11 protein-coding genes are annotated in these 18,508 nt (G+C 69.9%); 8 read left to right on the top strand and 3 right to left on the bottom strand.

The window, feature by feature from the left end; translation table 11 throughout:
* Positions 1–37: 37 nt before the first annotated feature.
* The 5 genes from A6I89_RS08445 to A6I89_RS08425 all read left to right on the top strand — a co-directional run bounded on the left by A6I89_RS08445 (position 38) and on the right by A6I89_RS08425 (position 13,698).
* Entirely contained in the window at positions 38–1,057 is a 1,020-nt protein-coding gene (locus A6I89_RS08445) for an ABC transporter substrate-binding protein (protein WP_060934519.1), read from the top strand.
* A 91-nt stretch (positions 1,058–1,148) separates the two neighbouring features.
* Positions 1,149–10,316 carry a non-ribosomal peptide synthetase gene (locus A6I89_RS08440; RefSeq protein WP_022594201.1) on the top strand — a complete coding sequence of 3,056 codons (9,168 nt, stop codon included), beginning with the start codon at positions 1,149–1,151 and terminating at the stop codon, positions 10,314–10,316.
* A gap of 36 nt (positions 10,317–10,352) precedes the next feature.
* Positions 10,353–10,577: a phosphopantetheine-binding protein gene (locus A6I89_RS08435; RefSeq protein ID WP_013414939.1), complete on the top strand. Its 225-nt coding sequence runs from the start codon at positions 10,353–10,355 to the stop codon at positions 10,575–10,577.
* A 7-nt stretch (positions 10,578–10,584) separates the two neighbouring features.
* Complete coding sequence (entS, locus tag A6I89_RS08430; protein ID WP_005515423.1) at positions 10,585–11,859, top strand: enterobactin transporter EntS; 1,275 nt, start codon at positions 10,585–10,587, stop codon at positions 11,857–11,859.
* A gap of 15 nt (positions 11,860–11,874) precedes the next feature.
* On the top strand, positions 11,875–13,698 hold the full coding sequence (locus A6I89_RS08425; RefSeq protein ID WP_022594203.1) for a siderophore-interacting protein: 1,824 nt from the start codon (positions 11,875–11,877) through the stop codon (positions 13,696–13,698).
* Between the two features lie 50 nt (positions 13,699–13,748).
* Here the strand turns inward: A6I89_RS08425 and A6I89_RS08420 are convergent, their stop codons facing one another.
* Positions 13,749–15,101 carry an MFS transporter gene (locus A6I89_RS08420; RefSeq protein WP_022594205.1) on the bottom strand — a complete coding sequence of 451 codons (1,353 nt, stop codon included), beginning with the start codon at positions 15,099–15,101 and terminating at the stop codon, positions 13,749–13,751.
* Positions 15,102–15,291: 190 nt separating this feature from the next.
* On the opposite strand from A6I89_RS08420, the gene A6I89_RS08415 reads away from it, so the two are divergent.
* Positions 15,292–15,786 (top strand): glutathione peroxidase, encoded by a 495-nt coding sequence (locus A6I89_RS08415; protein ID WP_005515420.1) that lies wholly within the window; start codon positions 15,292–15,294, stop codon positions 15,784–15,786.
* A gap of 100 nt (positions 15,787–15,886) precedes the next feature.
* Positions 15,887–16,591: a DUF2334 domain-containing protein gene (locus tag A6I89_RS08410; RefSeq protein WP_022594208.1), complete on the top strand. Its 705-nt coding sequence runs from the start codon at positions 15,887–15,889 to the stop codon at positions 16,589–16,591.
* Between the two features lie 10 nt (positions 16,592–16,601).
* Here A6I89_RS08410 and A6I89_RS08405 read toward each other — a convergent pair whose 3' ends face one another.
* Positions 16,602–17,348 carry a TetR/AcrR family transcriptional regulator gene (locus A6I89_RS08405; protein ID WP_022594209.1) on the bottom strand — a complete coding sequence of 249 codons (747 nt, stop codon included), beginning with the start codon at positions 17,346–17,348 and terminating at the stop codon, positions 16,602–16,604.
* An 84-nt stretch (positions 17,349–17,432) separates the two neighbouring features.
* On the opposite strand from A6I89_RS08405, the gene A6I89_RS08400 reads away from it, so the two are divergent.
* On the top strand, positions 17,433–17,810 hold the full coding sequence (locus A6I89_RS08400) for a VOC family protein (RefSeq protein ID WP_022594211.1): 378 nt from the start codon (positions 17,433–17,435) through the stop codon (positions 17,808–17,810).
* Positions 17,811–17,823: 13 nt separating this feature from the next.
* Here the strand turns inward: A6I89_RS08400 and A6I89_RS08395 are convergent, their stop codons facing one another.
* Complete coding sequence (locus tag A6I89_RS08395; RefSeq protein WP_013414945.1) at positions 17,824–18,471, bottom strand: MBL fold metallo-hydrolase; 648 nt, start codon at positions 18,469–18,471, stop codon at positions 17,824–17,826.
* Positions 18,472–18,508: the final 37 nt, after the last annotated feature.

Below are 18,508 nucleotides of genomic sequence, written 5' to 3'. Positions count from 1 at the left end.
CTCGGAATGTGACGAAGGAACCAGGGGAGACACTGAGATGCAGGTGAAGATGGGCTGGGCCCGCCGCGCCGCCGTGATCGGCGCCGCTGCGCTGCTGAGCGCGGGACTCGTGGCGTGCGGCAGCGACGACGACAAGGGCTCGGATGCCGAGACCACCGCCGCCGCCACGACCCGCACGTTCCAGGCCCAGAACGGTGCAATCGAGATTCCCGGCGATCCGCAGAGCATCGTCGCCTGCGGTTACGCCGTCCCGCCGCTGATCCAGTCGGGTGCCAACCTCTCCGGCATCTGTGAGTGGGGTCGTGAGGACGACAACATGGACGCCGACACCAGGAAGGCCTACGATGCCCTGCCGAAGGTCGGCCCCGACGGCGCGATCAGCGAGCTGAACTACGAGGCGGTCACCGCTGCCGACCCGGATCTGATCATTCTGGGTGTCCCCTCCCGCGCGCAGTCCCAGGTCGACATGGGCAAGCTGCAGGCACTCGCACCCGTCGTGTTCCTCGGTCCCACGACGCCGGCCGACTGGCGCACGCTCGGCGAGCAGTTCGCGGACGCCGCGAACGTATCCGACTCGTACGGTGCCTTCATCGAGCAGTACGACGAACGGGCCCAGGAGATCTCGAAGAAGTACCAGGACAAGCTCGGTGGGCTGAAGTTTGCCGGTGTGTGCAGCGTGTGCTTCCCCGATCCGGGCGAGTTCGTCCGCGAGTACAAGTCCTCCTACGTGACGAACCTGTTCGACGACCTGGGTCTGCAGTTCCCCGGCCAGCCGGACAACCCGGAGGACGGCCACGCCGAGTACGTCGCCTTCGAGCGGATCTCCGACAAGCTCGGTGACGCCGACGTCATTGTCTACGGCGTCGAACTCGACGGTTCCGTGACTCCCGAGATGCAGGAACTGATGGCGTCGCCGCTCTGGCAGAACCTGCCCGCGGTGAAGGCAGGCAACCTCGTTCCCGTCAAGCACGCGCAGGCTGCCACCCACCAGACCGCCCTGCTCGCGCTCGACTCGATCGACGAGGGCCTCGGCGCACTGCCCGCCGCGAAGCAGTAGTCCCACCTGCGGCTCGAACACGGCCCCCGACAACATAATCGGGGGCCGTGCTCGTACCCGCACCCGTTTCGACCGGAAGTAGATCCCCTGCATGTCCAAGCTCGAAGACGTCGTCCCGCTGTCACCGCTGCAGCAGGGGCTGCACTACCTCAGTACTGTCGCGGCGCCGTCCGAGACCGAACACGACGAGCCGCAGGTGGATCCGGACGCCTACACCGTGCAGTCGGTGTTGCGCCTCACCGGTGACGTCGACGCCCGACGCCTGCACGCCTCGGCGCAGGCGCTGCTGGACCGGCACGCGGCACTGCGTACGTGTTTCCGTCCGCGTAAGGACGGGCGGGTCGCGGGTCTGGTCGTCAAGGACATCGAGGTGCCCTGGCGCAGCGTCGATCTGAGCTCGACGGCCGACCCGGAGGCGGCCCTCGCCGATCTCCTGGACACGGACCTGCACACCTGGTTCGACCTCACCGACCCTCCACTGGTCCGCTGGACCCTGATCCGGCTCGCCGCAGACGACGTGCGCCTGCTGCTCACCGCACACCACACGGTCGTCGACGGCTGGTCCACACCCATCCTGGTGCGCGAACTGCTCGAGATCTACGCGGCCGGCGGCAGCGCGGCGGCGCTGCCGGCCGTCCGGCCCTACCGCGACTATCTCACCTGGCTGGGAAGGCAGGACCACGATGCGGCGCGCGAACTCTGGCGGCAAACGCTGGACGGCCTCGACGGACCGACGCTCGTCGCCCCGCCGGGTTCCACTCGCGACGCGCAGGGCACCGCCGCGATCGACGTCGGGATTCCCGCGGATCTGACGGAACTGTTGACGGGTCTGGCGCGCGACACCGGTGTCACCCTCAACACCGTCCTGCAGACCGGGTGGGCGCTGCTGCTCGCCGGTCTGGTCGGCCGCCACGACATCGTCTTCGGCGCGACGGTGTCCGGTCGCCCGGCGGACCTTCCGGGTGTGGAATCGATGGTGGGCCTGTTCATCAACACCGTCCCGGTCCGGGTGCGGCTCGACCCCGCGGCGTCCGTCGCCGAAACGCTCCGACGTGTCCAGACGGAGCAGGCCCGGACTCTCGACCACCAGTACCTGGGACTGGCCGAGGTGCAACGCGAGACCGGTCTGGGTGAACTGTTCGACACGCTCACGATCTTCGAGTCGTATCCCGTCGATCGCGATGCGCTCGACCGCGCCCAGCGTGCCGGCGGGGTCGGGATCGCGGGCGTCGACGCGGTGGACGCCACCAACTACCCGCTGGTGCTCACCGCGGGCGTCGCCGATCGACTGATCGTCCGACTCGACTACCGTCCTTCCCTTTTCGCCGCGGCCGATATCGCGACTCTGGGGCGGCGCCTGGTCACGATCCTGAGCGCGCTCGCCAGCGGGCCGCAGACGAGGGTCGCGGCGCTCGCGGCGCTGTCGCCGTCGGAGACGCGGGCCCTCGGGACGTGGTCGACGACTCCGGCAGCCGAGCCGTCCGGCATCGTCACCGACCTCCTCTCGCATCGGGATCCCGCAGTGCCCGCCGTGATCTGCGACGGCGAGCAGCGCACCTTCGGCGAACTGGTCTCGAACTCGGCGCAACTGGCGCGGCTGCTCATCAGCTCCGGTGTCGGCCCCGACGTCCGGGTGGGTCTGGCTCTGCCTCGGTCGGCGGCGATGGTGGAGGCCGTCACCGCGGTCCTCTCCGCCGGGGGCGCCTACCTGCCGCTCGACCCTTCCTATCCGGCGGATCGACTCGCGCACATGGTCGCCGACTCCCGGCCGGCCGTCGTGCTGACGACGGCGGCCGTCGCGGCGTCGCTCGGTGGTGTCTTCACGCAGTCCCGGATCGTGATCCTCGACGATCCGCAGGTACGTGACGCGGTGTCGCGACAGTCCACCCGACCCGTCACCGACAGCGACCGGATCGCGCCGCTGCGCCCGGCCAACGCCGCCTACGTCATCTACACGTCCGGGTCGACGGGCCTGCCCAAGGGCGTGATCGTCACACATTCCAACCTCTCGGATCTGCATGCCGCGCAGCGCGAGACGATGATGCCGGTCGTGGCGGAGCGCCCGCGCCGAGTGCTGCTGACCTACCCGTTCGCGTTCGACTCCGCCGTCGCGTCCCTCACGTGGCTGTTCGACGGCCACACCCTGCACCTGCTCCCCGACGACCGGCGTACCGATGCCGACTACATCGTCGACTACGTGCGGACCCGTCGCATCGACCACGTCGACTGCGTACCGGCCCTGATGAACCAGCTGCTCGACGCCGGACTGCTCGACACGGCCGCGCACGTGCCCGCGCAGCTCACCGTGGGCGGTGAGGCCGTGTCGCAGACGCTGTGGCGCAGGCTCGGGTCCGCGTCCGAGCGCGGCGTCACGGCGTTCAACTGCTACGGCCCCACCGAATGCACCGTCGACGCCACCGCATCCCGGATCTCCGGCGACGCCGTCGTGATCGGTGGGCCCACCCCGGGCACGCGCGTGTACGTCCTCGATCGTTGGCTACGTCCCACGCCGCCCGGCGTCGACGGCGAGTTGTACGTGGCCGGTGGCGGCGTCGCCCGCGGTTACCACGATCGGCCCGCGCTTACCGGATCCTGTTTCGTCGCCGATCCGTTCGGAGCGGCCGGTGAGCGGATGTACCGCACCGGCGACGTCGTCCGGTGGACCCTCGACGGGGTTCTGGAATTCGCGGGCCGCGCCGACGATCAGGTCAAGATCCGCGGGTACCGTGTCGAACTCGGCGAGATCGAGTCCGTGCTGGCCGCTGCGTCGGCTGCCGGGGAAGCTGTCGTCGCGGCGCACACCGACGACCGTGGCGTGACGCGACTGGTCGGTTACGTGATCGCAGAAGTCGACCCCGGCGCGGTGCGTGCGACGATGAGCGAGCGCCTGCCTGACTACATGGTTCCCACGGCGATCGTGCCACTGCGCACCTTCCCCCTGACCGCGAACGGGAAGGTGGACCGGAAGGCTCTGCCGGAACCCGATTTCGGTGCGCTCGTCGGCTCGGGTGAACCGCGCACCGAGACCGAGGCGATACTGGCGGCCGTGGTCGCCGAGGTTCTCGGTCTCGACCGGGTGGGTGTCGACGACGACTTCTTCACGCTCGGCGGCGACTCGATCGTCTCGATCCAACTCGTCACCCGGGCCCGCGCGGCCGACGTCCGGATCACCGCGCGCCAGGTCTTCGAGCTGCGGACCGTCGCGGCTCTCGCTGCGGCGCATGACACCCCGGCCGACACCCTCGGCGACTCGCGCGTCACCGCCGCGGCCACCGGAGACGTGCCGGCGACCCCGATCGTCCGAGACACCGTCGCGCACGGCGTGCCACTCGACCGCTTCGCCCAGTCGCGTCTGCTGATCGCACCCGACGCGCTCTCCGAGCCCGCTCTGCGCTCGGCGGTGGCCGCGCTGCTCACCACGCATCACATGCTGCGTTCGGTGTTCACCGTGGTGGACGGACACCCGCAATGGGAAGTGCCGGAGCAGATCCCGGAGACCTCTGCGCTGGTGCGGCGGGTCGCGGTCGCGGGGAGTTCGTGGCCGGAGGTGTTCGCTGCCGAACGCGAGAGGGCGTATCGAGCCTTGCGTCCCGATGCGGGCGTGATGGTGCAGGTGGTGTGGTTCGACTTCGGACCGGGCCGTGCCGGGCGGGTGTTCGTCGCCGTCCACCACCTGGTGGTGGACGGGGTGTCGTGGCGGATCCTGGTACCCGACCTGGCCACCGGCGTCGAGCAGGCTCTACGCGGGGAGACCGTCGCCCTCGCGGACGCCGGAACGTCGTTCCGGGACTGGGCGGTCGGGCTCACGGAAGCCGTCGAGTCGGACCGGATCCGCGGTGCGCTGCCGTTGTGGCGGGAGATCTCCACAGCGAGCGAGCCGGCGCTCGGGGTGCGGGCCCTCGATCCCTCGCGTGACACGGTCGCGTCGGCTCGATCGATCGAGGTGCGGGTACCGCCGGCACTGACCCGGAGCGTGCTGACCACCGTGCCGGCCGCCTATCGGGCAGGGATCGCCGACGTGCTGCTCACGGCACTCGGTCTGGCCGTCGCCGGGGAACGCGGGGGCGACCGTGTCCGGGTGCATCTCGAGGGCCACGGCCGCGAGGAGCACGTGGTCGCGGGCGCCGATCTCTCGCGGACCGTCGGTTGGTTCACGTCCCTGTACCCGGCGGTCCTCGACCTCACCGGCGTCGATGTCGCCGGCGCCCTGTCCGGCACCGAGGACGCCGGCATCGCGCTGGCGCAGGTCAAGGACGGCCTACGACGAATCCCGGACAGCGGCATCGGTTTCGGGATGCTGCGCCGCCTCGGCGAGACCGCCGGCCGATTGGACGGCTGTCTGGCCCCCGATGTCATGTTCAACTACCTCGGACGACTGACGTTGGGGGAGGAGTCCGGAGGCGCCTGGACGGGTGCGCCCGAATCCGGTGCCCTCGGCGGTGCGGTGCATCCGGAGACCCCGCTCGAACACGTACTGGACGTCAACGCCGTCACCGAGGACGGCGCCGACGGTCCCGAACTGGTCTGTGAATTCACGGCGGCCGACGGGATCCTCGACGGCGCCTCCGTTTCGCGAATCGCTGCCCGCTGGATCGATGCGCTGCGCGCCCTCTCCGAACACACGTCGGCGCTCCCCACCGCGACGCGCACCGCCGCCGACCTCACATACCGCGGACTGGAGTATCCGGAACTGCGTTCCCTGGCAGACCGACTCGGCCCCGTGGAGGACGTCGTGCCGCTGACTCCGCTGCAGCGTGGGCTGTTCTTCCTGGCCGAACTCGACGCCGACAGCGACGTCTACGCCATGCAGACCGTGCTGGACCTTCGTGGTGACCTCGACCGCGACGCGCTTCGTCGCAGCGTCGACGCCCTGCTCGCCCGGCACGCGACACTGCGCACCGGATTCCGTGCCTCCGCCGCCGGCGAACCGATCGGTGTCGTGCTCGAGGCCCCCGAATTGGTTTGGGCCGAGGTCGATCTCACCGACCTGCCGGAGGTGCAGGCGCGCGAACGCAGTGCCGCCGTCGTCGCCCGGGACCGGGTCACCCGCTTCGACGTCGGTGCGGCGCCGCTGTTGCGGTTCACTCTGATCCGGCTGGCACCGCGGTTGCACCGCCTCGTGTTCGCGGCGCATCACCTGCTGCTCGACGGCTGGTCGTCGCCGCTGGTGATGCGAGAGTTGTTCACGCTGTACGGCGCCGGTGCCGACATCGCGGTACTGCCGCCCGTTCAACCGTTCACCGACTACCTGGCCTGGCTGTCGGAGCAGGACACCGACGCGGCGCTGCAACGGTGGAACGACGTGCTCGACGGCGTCACCGAACCGACGCTGGTGGCGCCCGCCGGATCGTCGCTGCGGGCGGATCTGCCCGGCGAGCACTCGATCGCGGTACCCGACGGCCTGGCCGCGGCCCTGCAGCGCCGCAGCCGCGACCTCGGAGTCACCGTCAATACCGTCGTTCAGGCTGCCTGGGGACTGCTCCTCGGTCACCGACTCGACCGCGACGACGTCGTCTTCGGTGCCGTCGTGTCCGGTCGTGTCCCACACGTGGCGGGGATCGAGACGATGATCGGCCTGTTCATCAACACCGTGCCGGTGCGGACGACCCTGCGACCCGGCGAGCGCACCGACGAATTTTTGCGGCGCGCGCAGGACCTGCAGAATCGCACTCTCGACGACCAGTACGTGGGTCTCGCCGACATCCAGCGTCGCGTCGGGATCGGTGAACTGTTCGACACCCTTCTGGTGTTCGAGAGCTACCCGATCGACACCGAGGCACTGGCCCGCGCGCAACGATCCGGCGGCCTCGAGGTGAGTGACGTCCGTGGCCACGACGCCACCAACTTTCCGCTCGTCCTGGTCGCTGCGCTCGACGAGGAACTGACTCTCACCCTCGAGTACCAGCAGTCGCTGTTCGACGGCACCGATGTCGAGGTGCTCGGGCAACGGCTGGTCCGGGTGCTCGAGCAGCTCGCGGCGCCGGACACGTCCACCGTCGCCCGCGTCGATCCACTGTCGGACGTCGAACGGGAGTTGTCGGTCGGGGACCGGGCGGCCACCGTGTCCGCACCCGCGACGGGTTGCGGCACGGTCGCGGAGTTGCTCGCCGCTCGCGTGGCGGCCTCCCCGGGCACCACAGCAGTCGTGTTCGGGGACAGCCGTCTGACGTTCGGCGAACTGGGTGCGGCGTCGGCTCGACTCGCCCGCCTGCTGATCGCGTCCGGTGTGGGACCCGACACCGTCGTCGGACTCGCGCTGCCCCGTTCGGAGCGGATGGTGGTGGCGATCTTCGCGGTGATCGCGGCGGGTGGCGCCTACGTCCCCATGGACCCGTCGTATCCGGCGGACCGGCTGGCGCACATGGTGGCCGATGCGACACCGACCGTCGTGGTCACCGACGGCACGGTCCGTGCCGCACTGGACGCGGTCCTGCGCGGCACTGCGGTGACGGTACTCGACGATCCGGAAGTCGAAGCGGCACTGGCTGTCCTGCCGGACGCCCCGGTCTCCGATGCGGACCGGCTCGCCCCGTTGCGGCCAGACCACTGCGTGTACGTCATCTACACGTCCGGCTCGACGGGCCGACCGAAAGGCGTGGCCGTCACCCATGCGAACCTGCTGAACCTCTTCGAGAGCCACCGAGCCGACCTCTACCGGCCGACGGTCGAGGCCACCGGACGCGAGTGCGTCGGTGTGGGCCACGCCTGGTCGTTCAGCTTCGACGCGTCGTGGCAGCCCACCCTGTGGCTGCTCGACGGCCACACCGTCCACGTGTTCGACGAGGACACCCTGCGGGACCCGGAGGCGATGACCGACTACGTCGTCGACCACAGGCTCGACTTCCTCGAGGTGACCCCGTCGTTCCTCGATCGGATGCTCGCCGCCGGACTGTTCGAGCGCGAGCACCGGCCCGCTACGGTCGGTTTCGGCGGAGAGGGCGTCAATCCGGCGTCGTGGCAGCGGCTTCGGGAACTGACCGACGGTCGCGCGTTCAATCTCTACGGTCCCACCGAGTGCACGGTTGATGCCCTCGTCGGGCAGGTCACCGACGCAGACGAGCCGTGCCTGGGCCGTGCCGTGCACGGCGGCCGCGCGTACGTCCTCGACCGATGGCTGCGGCCCGTCCCCGCGGGCGGCACCGGTGAGCTGTATCTCGCCGGCTCCGGCGTCGCACGCGGCTACCTCGGCCGACCCGATCTCACCGGGGCGCGGTTCGTCGCCGATCCGTTCGGTGCCGCGGGGGAGCGGATGTACCGGACCGGTGACACGGTGCGGCGGGGCGCCGGGACCCTCGAGTTCCTCGGGCGCGGCGACGACCAGGTGAAGATCCGCGGGTTCCGGGTGGAACTGGGGGAGGTGGAGGCGGCCCTCGCAGCGGTTAACGGGGTGCGCGACGCGGTCGTCGTGGCGCACACCGACACCCGGGGTGTGGTCCGCCTCGTCGGCTACGTCACGCCGGACGGGCACGTCGATCCCGCGGCGGCACGCGCCGTCGCCGCAGAACGCCTGCCCGACTACATGGTTCCCGCCGTGGTGCTCGTGCTCGCGGAGTTCCCGGTCACCGCGAACGGCAAGATCGACCGCAAGTCGCTGCCGGAACCGGATTTCGGTGCGCTGGTCGGATCGGGTGAGCCGCGCACCGACACCGAGGCGATGCTGGCGGCGGTGGTTGCCGATGTGCTGGGCCTGGACCGGGTCGGTATCGACGACGACTTCTTCGCGCTCGGCGGCGACTCGATCGTGTCCATCCAGTTGGTGACCCGGTGCCGGGCGGCCCGGCTGGCCGTGACCGCGCGGCAGGTGTTCGAATTGCGCACGGTGGCAGCGCTGGCCGCCGCGTGCGAGCAGACGCCGGATCCCGGGAGGAACGAGGCAGCGGCGGCCCTCGCGGCGATCGCCGCGACGGGCGAGGTGGTGCCGACGCCGATCGTGTGGGAGGCGGTGCACTGGGGCACCGACCTCGGCCGGTTCTCGCAGGCGCGGCTGCTGGTGGCACCCGACGGGCTGACGGTCGAGGTGCTCGAAGCTGCAGTCGCCGGGCTGCTCACGACGCACCCCATGCTGCGTTCACGCTTCGCCGTGGTGGACGGCGTGCCGGAGTGGTCGGTGCCCGAGCGGCTGCCGGACGCCTCGCAGGTGGTGCGCCGGGTCGACGTCTCCGGCTGCTCCGACCGCGAGTGGGGCGACGTCTTCGCCGCCGAACGCGAGTACACGTACGCGGCGTTGCGTCCTGCGGACGGGATCATGGCGCAGGTGGTGTGGTTCGACTTCGGCCCCGGGCGGCAAGACCGCGTGTTCGTGGCCGTCAATCACCTGGTGGTGGACGGCGTCTCGTGGCGGATCCTGGTCCCGGACCTCGCGACCGCTGTCGCGCAGGCGCACAACGGTGAACCCGTCGCGCTGGCGGGCGCCGGCACGTCGTTCCGGGCCTGGACGCGAGGACTGGTCGACGCGGCTCGCAGCGAGCGGATCGCCGCGACGGCAACCTACTGGCAGCGCGTCGTCGACGCCCGTGAACCGGCGCTCGGCGTCCGGCCGCTCGATCCGGCGCTCGACACGGTCTCCACTCTCCGGTCCGTCAAGCGAGTGCTGCCGACGGAGGTCACCACGCGCGCACTCGGCGGTGGTGCCGTCGACGAGACCCTGCTCACGGCACTGGCACTCGCGGTGGCGAAGGTCCGTGGCGGTGACACCGTGCGGGTGGAACTCGAGGGCCACGGGCGTGAGGAACAGGTGGTTCCCGGTGCGAACGTCGACCGCACGGTGGGCTGGTTCACGTCCATGTATCCGGTCGCATTCGACCTCGGCGGCGTCGCCGTCGACGAGGTACTCGCGGGCGACGTCCCCGCGGACGAGGCCTCCGCGCGGGTGCGTGCTGCGCTGCGCGCGGTGCCGGACAACGGGATCGGTTTCGGCATTCTGCGCAGGCTGACCGGTGAGGATCCGTTCACCGGCTACACGCGCCCGCAGATCGTCTTCAACTACCTCGGTCGGATGACGTTGGGGGAGCAGAACGGCGGACCCTGGTCGGGTGCACCCGAGGGCGTCGCGTTGGGCGGCTCGGTGGACTCGGCGACACCGCTCAACCACATCCTGCAGGTGGACGCCGTGGTCGAGGACACCGCGGACGGACCGATCCTGGACTGCGAGTTCGCGGCGTCCGAGGTGCTGGACGACGCCACCCTCGACGCGATCGCGTCCGCCTGGGAGCAGGCGATGTCGGCGCTTCTCGGCGTCGCGACGCACGCCGTGCCCTGATCCGACGAGACCTCAGCAAACAAAGGGAGATAGAACATGTCACTCGACCGCGACACGATCCTCGCCGACACGGCGCAGATCCTGGAGGTGGACGTCGCCGAGATCGATCCGTCGGTGAGCCTGGTGGACCAGGGCCTCGACTCGGTGCGGCTGATGGCGCTCGTCGAACGCTGGCGAGACAGCGGCGCCGACGTCGACTTCGTCTCGCTCGCATCCGAACCCGATCTCGAGCAGTGGTTCACACTGCTCGAGCCGCGGTGACCCGCCCGTGGCACTCCTCGGGAAGCTGACTCTCGACCTCGACCCGCTGCGCACCAGTCGGGAGTTCCGCTACATCTTCACCGCGCGAGTCGTGTCGCTGTTCGGGCTCGGCTTCCTCATCGTCGCCGTGCCGCTGCAGGTGTACGAGATCACCGCGTCCACCGCCCACGTCGCGGCGGTGTCGACGGTGCTGGGGCTCACGACGTTCGGTGCAACGTTCGCGGGCGGCATCCTCGCCGACCGGTACGACCGGCGCCGCGTCATCGCTCTTGCGCGCGGCTGCGCGGGTGTCGCCTTCGCGGTGCTCGCGATCAACGCGTTCCTACCGGATCCGAGGCTCTGGGTGGTGTATCTCGCCGCGATCGTCGACGGGATCTGCGGTGGTATCTCGGCGACCGTGCTGATGTCCGTCACCCCGACCCTGCTGCCTCGCAACAAGATGGCCGCGGCCGGAGCGCTGATGGCGCTCACCGGCGACCTGGGGGCGATGATCGGGCCGGCGCTCGGTGGTGTCGTGATCGCTTCCGGTGGTGTCGGGCTGGCGTTCGCGCTCGCCGCGGCCACGACGGCGGTCACCACGTTCTGCATCACCCGCCTGCCGGCATTGCCGCCGCCGCGCTCGGCCGGGGAATCCCCGCTACGGGCCGTCGCGAGCGGATTCCGCTATGCGGCGGGTCATCGCGTCATCGGTGGTGTGCTCGTGTGCGGGTTCGTCACGATGCTGCTCGCCGGGTGGTCGGTCCTGATTCCCGAGTACGCCGCCGAGGTCCTGGGAGTCGGAGCCTCGGTGACGGGTCTGCTCTACGCCGCACCGGCCGTCGGTGCCGTGCTCGGCGCACTCACCAGTGGGTGGACCGGGACCGTGCGCTGGTCCGGCCGCGCGGTGTTCGTGGGCATGCTGCTCTCCGCCGCGGGCCTCGTCGGGGCCGGGGCGACCGGAGCTGTCGTCGTGACGGTGGCGGGTCTGGCTGCGCACGGATTCGGCGAGGCGGTCGCCGACATCCTGCGCTACGCGATCGTGCAGAAGCACACCGCCGAGGAGTACGGCGCCCGCATCGCGGGCGTGTGGTCGGCGCAGGTCACCGCCGGGGCGTCGGTGGGCGCGGTCGCGGCCGGTGTGGTGGCCGCGCTGGTTCCGATCGATGCCGCGCTCGCCGTGTACGGTGCCACCGGTCTGGTCGCGACGGCAGTGCTCGCCGTGACGCTGAAGCGGTTGCGCCGCTTCGACGAACACGCCCAGCCCCTTTCGGATGCTGCGCACGTCGAGCAGCCGACGTCATGAGAAAGGAGTTCTACGATGGCAGCGACCGTTCGTGAGGTCGAGGTGTTTCCGATCTGCATCCGCGAGGTGGAGGTACTTCGCGTCGAGGACGTGACACCGGGAATGCGCCGGGTGATCGTGGGCGGTTCCGCGATGGACAGTCACGTTCGCGACGGTGTCCGACTGCCCGCGGTGTGCACCAACGGTTTCGACGACGACGTCAAGCTGCTCCCGGTCGATCCGCAGACCGGTGCACTGCCGTTCGACGTCCCCCGGAACACCGACACCGGTGCGGTCGACTGGCCGGCCGGATCGTTCCAGTACAGCCGGACCTACACGGTGCGCAGCTACGACGCCGACACCCGGGAGATGGCGATCGACTTCGCCGAGCACGAGGGAGGTTTGGCCTCGGACTGGGCGTACCGCGTCCGCCCGGGTGAGACGATCCTCATGGCCGGCCCCAAGCACTCGGCGAGCCTGCCGCGGGAGGCCGAGTGGATGCTCGTCGCCGGCGACCAGACTGCGCTGCCCGCCATCGCCCGCTGCCTCGAGATGCTTCCCGCGGACATGCCCGCGACGGTGGTGATCGAGGTGGCCGAGCCTTCGCACCGTCAGGAACTGAAGTCCGAGGCGCCGGTCGAGATCACGTGGTTGTTCCGCTCCGAGAACGGCGGAAAGTCGCGGCTGGTCGAGACCGTCCAGGCGGCGCGGTGGCGTCCGGGTCAGCCGTACCTGTGGGTCGCGGGCGAGGCACTGACGATCAAACCGCTGCGGCGGTGGGCGAAGCAGGACAGGGCGATCCCCAAGCAGTTCGTCGAGATCACGGGGTACTGGCGGCAGCGTGAGGTTCCCCGGACCGAAGGGACGTCCGGTGAAGGCGAGGCGACGCCGGACGCCTACAGCGAGCTTCACGAGATGTCGGAACTGTTGCCGCCGTTCGTGATCAGAACGGCGGTCACCGTCGGGGTGTTCGCCGCGATCGAGGGCGGAGCGGCGACCCCGGCGCGTATCGCGGCGGTGTGCGAGACCCACCCGGATGCCACCGCGAAACTGCTGCGCCATCTGGTGGCGATGAACCTCCTGACGGTCGACGGTGACCGGTTCGGCCTCACCGAGATGGGCGAGATCCTCGCCGATCCGGACACCTTCGCCAGCCAGGCGTTGCACTTCGGGAAGATTCACACCCGGCTCGACATGGCGTTCCTGGGACTGCTCGAGGCCGTGCGGACCGGTGCGCCCGCCCCCGGGCACGGATTCGCCGACAAGGCACGGGAGCCCGGCTTCGTCGAGGACTTCCACGAGGAGGCGGCGGCGGGCGCGGTCTACCGGGCACCGGCGCTGCCTGACGCCGTCGACCTCGACGGGGTACGCACGGTCGCGATCTACGGAGAGGGCGCCGGCGTCTACGCCGACACCCTCGCCCGCGTGCGGCCCGACCTCGACATCGCGCTCGTCGGACTGCCCGCGGCGAACGACCGGAACATCGCGGACGTGGCGCAGTCCCGGCGTGCTCGGATCCGGCGCGTCGACCGGAGCGAGTTCACGCCGCTCGACGACGTCGTCGACCTGGTCGTGGCGGTGGACGTCGTCGACGCTCACCCCGATCCGGACGCGCGGATGCTGATCGGCGTGCTGGGCGCCTCGGGCCGCCGCGTGGTGCTCGTGACGGATCTACTGGATCCCTCGACGGACGACGACCACGAGACCGAGAGCGATCTGCTGCGGTTGTGCCTGTACGGGTCCGGCCGGCGCACAGAGGCCGAGATCCGGGCTCTGGTAGTCGATGCCGGCTGTGGGACAACGCGATTCGGGGCGATCGGCTGGGGATCGACCGTCGTCGAGTTCGCCGGCGTGCAGTGACGGAGGGGCGGTGCCACCCGATCCGGTGGCACCGCCCCTCCGCTGTGTGGTCAGGCTTTCGCGACGAGATCCTGGTCGGTGCCGACCGCCACCGCGCGCTTCTTGGCGAGCGTCTCCTTCGACAGGTAGACGGCGAGCGCGGACAGCGCGGTGAGCGCGACGAAGTACCACGCGATGTTGCTGGTGCCACCGTCGTTGCCGAGGCCGAACAGCCAGTTGCACATCAGCGGGGCGGTGCCGGCGCCGAGGACCGAGCCCATCTGGAAGGTGAGCGAGACGCCCGTGTAGCGGTCGGCGGTGTCGAACTTCTCGGCGAGGAACGCGCCGATCGGGCCGTACATCGACGCCTGGATGATCGGGTTACCCACCAGGAAGCCGATCGCGACGAGCCAGTAGCTGCCCGAGTTGAACATCGCGAACATCGGGAACACCAGCACGATCGAGACGGCCGCACCCGCCAGCATCACCTTGCGGCGACCGTGGCGGTCGGACAGCCACGCGAAGAACGGAATGGCGAAGATGTGCACGAAGCTCGAGAAGGTGAGCATGTACAGCGCGTCCTGACGCGGCATCGTGCCCTGCGCGGCGATGTGCGGCACCATCCACACCGCCAGCATCGCCTGCATGAACAGCGGTCCGGCCGACGCGAGGATGCCGTACACGGTGGATGCGGGGTACTTCCTGAGGACGCGCAGGATCGGCGTGCCGGTGTGGACCTCACCCGCGGCACGGGCCTTCGCGAAGTCGGGGGACTCGGTGACGCGGTAACGCATGAACAGGCCGACGATCACGAGCGTCGCCGACAGCAGGAACGGCACACGCCAGCCCCAACTGAAGAAAGCGTCGTCGGGCAGACCCGAGAAGAGAGCGAGCACCAGCGTCGCGAGGACGGAACCGGTGGGACCGCCCGCGACCGCAATCGACGCCGCGAAGCCGCGCTTGCCCGCGCCCACGTGCTCGGCCGCCATCAGCGTCGCACCCGCCCACTCGCCGCCGACCGCGAGACCCTGGACGACGCGGAGCGCGACCAGAATCAGCGGCGCGGCCACGCCGATCGAGGCGTAGGTCGGCATGAGACCGATCGCGACGGACACGAGACCCATCATCAGCAGCGTGATGACGAGAATGTTCTTGCGGCCGAACTTGTCGCCGAAGTGTCCGAACAGGACGCCGCCGACGGGCCGTGAGATGTAGCCGGCCAGCAGGATGACGAACGAGAGCGTGGATCCCAGAACGGGATCCATCGTGTCCGGGAAGAACAGCTTCGGAAACACCAGGCCGGCCGCTGCTCCGTAGAGAAGGAAGTCGTAGTACTCGACCGTCGATCCCAGGAAGCTGGAGATCAGGGCACGGCGCGAGTCCTTCGGAGCCGGCTCCGTATACGTCGTGTCTCGAGGTTGCATTGCGCTCCTTCAGCAGGCGACCACGTCGGTCGACGGCTGAAAGCGTCGATTGCGGTGTGCGTCACATCAACGAGACGTTCCGCACAACGGCACGGCACCGTTTGCCACCTGCCGGAACGGACACTTACGACATTCGGCAGGCGCGGGTACGGTTCCCTCTCCGGCGTCCGGATTTCGCTAGGTTGGGGCCATGACGACTCCGTTGCAGAACCTCGAAATCAACACCCTCGGCGGCGTGCCGACCAGCCTCGGCGAATACGGCGGGCGCGCACTGCTCGTGGTCAACGTGGCCTCCAAGTGCGGGCTCACCCCGCAGTACACGGCCCTCGAAAAGCTGGCGTCGGAGTACGCCGAGCGCGGCCTCACGGTCATCGGCATCCCGTGCAACCAGTTCATGGGCCAGGAACCGGGCACCCCCGAAGAGATCCAGACCTTCTGCTCCACCACGTACGGCGTCACCTTCCCCCTGATGGAGAAGGTAGACGTCAACGGCGAGAACCGGCACCCGATCTATGCCGAGCTGACCGAGACCGCGGACGCCGACGGCGAGGCCGGCGACATCCAGTGGAACTTCGAGAAGTTCCTCATCGCGCCCGACGGCACCGTCGTCAACCGGTTCCGTCCGCGCACCGAACCCGACGCCCCCGAGGTGATCGCGGCGATCGAGGCCGTGCTGCCCCGATAGGCGGCTGCGCCACCCGTGCGCCTTTTCGGTAGCCAGAACTACCAGAAAGGCGCACGGGCGCGTAAGCGCCCGTTCACCTACGGGTGCCACCCTCGAAGACATGACCGGACAGGTGATCGTGTCGGTGTCGGGGATCAGGGACGAGACGGTGCAGGTGGTCGCCGACTTCGCGGCCGAGATGGACCGCAGATCGGTTCCGCTGTCGCTGCTCGTGGCGCCGCGCCTGAAGGACAAGTACCGGTTGGTCTCGGACGCCGTCACGCAGGACTGGCTGCGCGGTCGACGCGACCGCGGTGACGCCATCGTGTTGCACGGCTACGACCAGGCCGCGACCAAGCGTCGGCGCGCCGAGTTCGCGGTGCTACCCGAGCACGAGGCGCGCCTGCGCCTGCTCGCCGCCGACCGGGTGCTCGAGGAGGTCGGTCTGCGCACCCGACTGTTCGCGCCGCCGCGCTGGGTCGCCTCCCCGGGCGCCGTCGCGGTGCTGCCGAACGTCGGCTTCCGGTTGCTGGCCGGCATGACGAGTGTCCGCGACCTCGCGCACGACACCGGGGTGCGCAGTCACGTCATCGGGGTGGGCGACGGCTTCCGCGCCGAGCCGTGGCGGTGCCGGGCGATGGTGCTCGGCGCCTCCCGCGGCGCCCGACGTGGGCGCCTGGTGCGCCTGGCGGTCTCCGCGAAACAACTCGGCAGGCCAGGGCCGCGGCAGGCCGTGCTCGACGCCGTGGACCTCGCACTGCACCACGGTGCCGTCCCCGGCGTCTACCGGTGGCCACTGGTCGAAGGGGTGCGCGGGGCGGCGTGAGACGTCGGCGCTACTCGTCCGACGACCCGTCCCGCGCGGCGTGGACGAGAGATTCGAGGGCGTCCAGCACGCGCTCCAGCCCGAACTCCCAAGCGAACTCGGGGCTGTACGCCGAGTTCATCGCCTGACCGGCGGCCTCGCCGACGCGTTGCGCGAGCGGGAAATCGTCGCCCAGATACCCGGCCAATCGTTCGCCGGCGGTCGCCCAGAGTTCCGCCATGTCGGCGGCGCGGGGGTCGGGGCGCCGTGCTCGCGCGGACGCGCGGACGAAGTCGGTGACGAACGTCAGTGCGGCGTCCCGTTCCAGGTCGGTGATCCCCGTTCCGTCGAACGCGTGCAGTTCGTGGTCGTACTTGGCGATCGTTCCGGGGCCGAACGCCGTCCGTTCGTCGGTCACGTCCAGTAGCCACCAGTGCTGCGTGCACAGCGTCATCTCCGTCTCGGCGACCTGCCGGACGCGCTCCCGCCACTCGTCGCTGGTGTACGCCGCGCGCGGGCCGGTCCCGTGTACCGCGTCGACCATCAGGACCAGCAGGTCGTCGCGGGATCCGACGTGCGTGTACAGCGCCATCGCGGAGATGCCGAGGTCGGCGGCGAGGCGCCGCACCGTGACGGCCTCGAGTCCCTCGGCGTCGGCGATCGCGACAGCGGTCTCCACGGCCTGACCGGTGCTCACTTTCGCTCGCGGCCCGCGAGTCCCGCCGCGTGGCGCGTCGGGGTGATCGCGCCACAGCAGGTCGATCAGGTCGCGGGCCACCGGTCACCTCCGCGGGTGGGAACAAACGAACACCCGCCATACGTTATACGGTGCATAAGGTTTCTCTCGATCATGGAGGTGTGCATGAAGATCACCGGTACTGCGCTGTCCCTGAACGTCGCCGATCCCGCCGCGTCGGCTGATTTCGCCGAGACCCACTTCGGTTTCACCGAGGCCATGGCGAGCGACGGCTTCGTGTCGCTCGAGCATCCGAGTGCGGGAATGAACGTGATCTTCCTGCGCACCGGCCTGGAGACGTTCAAGCCGGCCGCCGTCGCCGGTCCCGCCGGGCAGGGCCTGCTGATCGTGTTCGTCGTCGAGGACATCGATCGCGAGTTCGCGCGCATCGCGGCCGCGGGGGCCACCGTCGTCACCACACCGGAGACCGAGCCGTGGGGCGAGCGCTACTGCCAGTTCGTCGACCCCAACGGGATCGTCTGGCAACTGGTGCAGTGGGTGTGAACCGGACGTCGGGTCAGGACACCTCGACGCTCGACTCCTCCGGCAGCACACGGAACTCCGTTCCGCCCGGGCCCATCTCGGTGAGCCGGCCGTAGTAGATGCCGCGAGCCTCCTGCGCCACCACCCCCTGGTGGATCGGGACCGCCACGCGCGGGTGCACGGCACGAAGGTAGTCGACGGACTCGGAGATCTTCAGCCACGGTGCTGCGGCCGGGACCGCGAGCACGTCGACCTTCTGCTCCGGCACGAACAACGAGTCGCCCGGATGCATCAGCTTGGCCGGGTTCTCGGCGTCGCCCAGCAGGTACGCGGTGTTGTCGATCAGCGGGATCTCCGGGTGGATCACCGCGTGCGTGCCGCCGGTGCCGGTCACCTGCACCTCGCCGACGTTGAACACGTCGCCCGGGTACACCGCCGTCCACGCGTCGCCGAGCAGCGCCGTCGTCTGCGGATCCGCGTACAACCCGGCGCCGGGGTTCGCGTCGACCAGCGCGGGCAGGCGCGCGGGATCGGCATGATCGGGATGCTGGTGCGTGATCAGGATGGCGTCGAGACCCGTGATGCCCTCGAACCCGTGGGAGAAGTTCCCCGGATCGAACAGGATCTTTGCGCCGTCGAGTTCCACCAGGACACAGGAATGGCCGAAGTGCGTCAGTCGCATGAGACGAGTATGCGGGATCACACCCGACGGTGGGGGT

Source organism: Prescottella equi (genome assembly GCF_002094305.1).
In the GTDB taxonomy this organism is placed as follows: Bacteria; Actinomycetota; Actinomycetes; order Mycobacteriales; family Mycobacteriaceae; genus Prescottella; species Prescottella equi.
The sequence above is the reverse complement of the archived record's forward strand: the minus strand, read 5'-3'. Positions and strand labels throughout refer to the sequence as shown.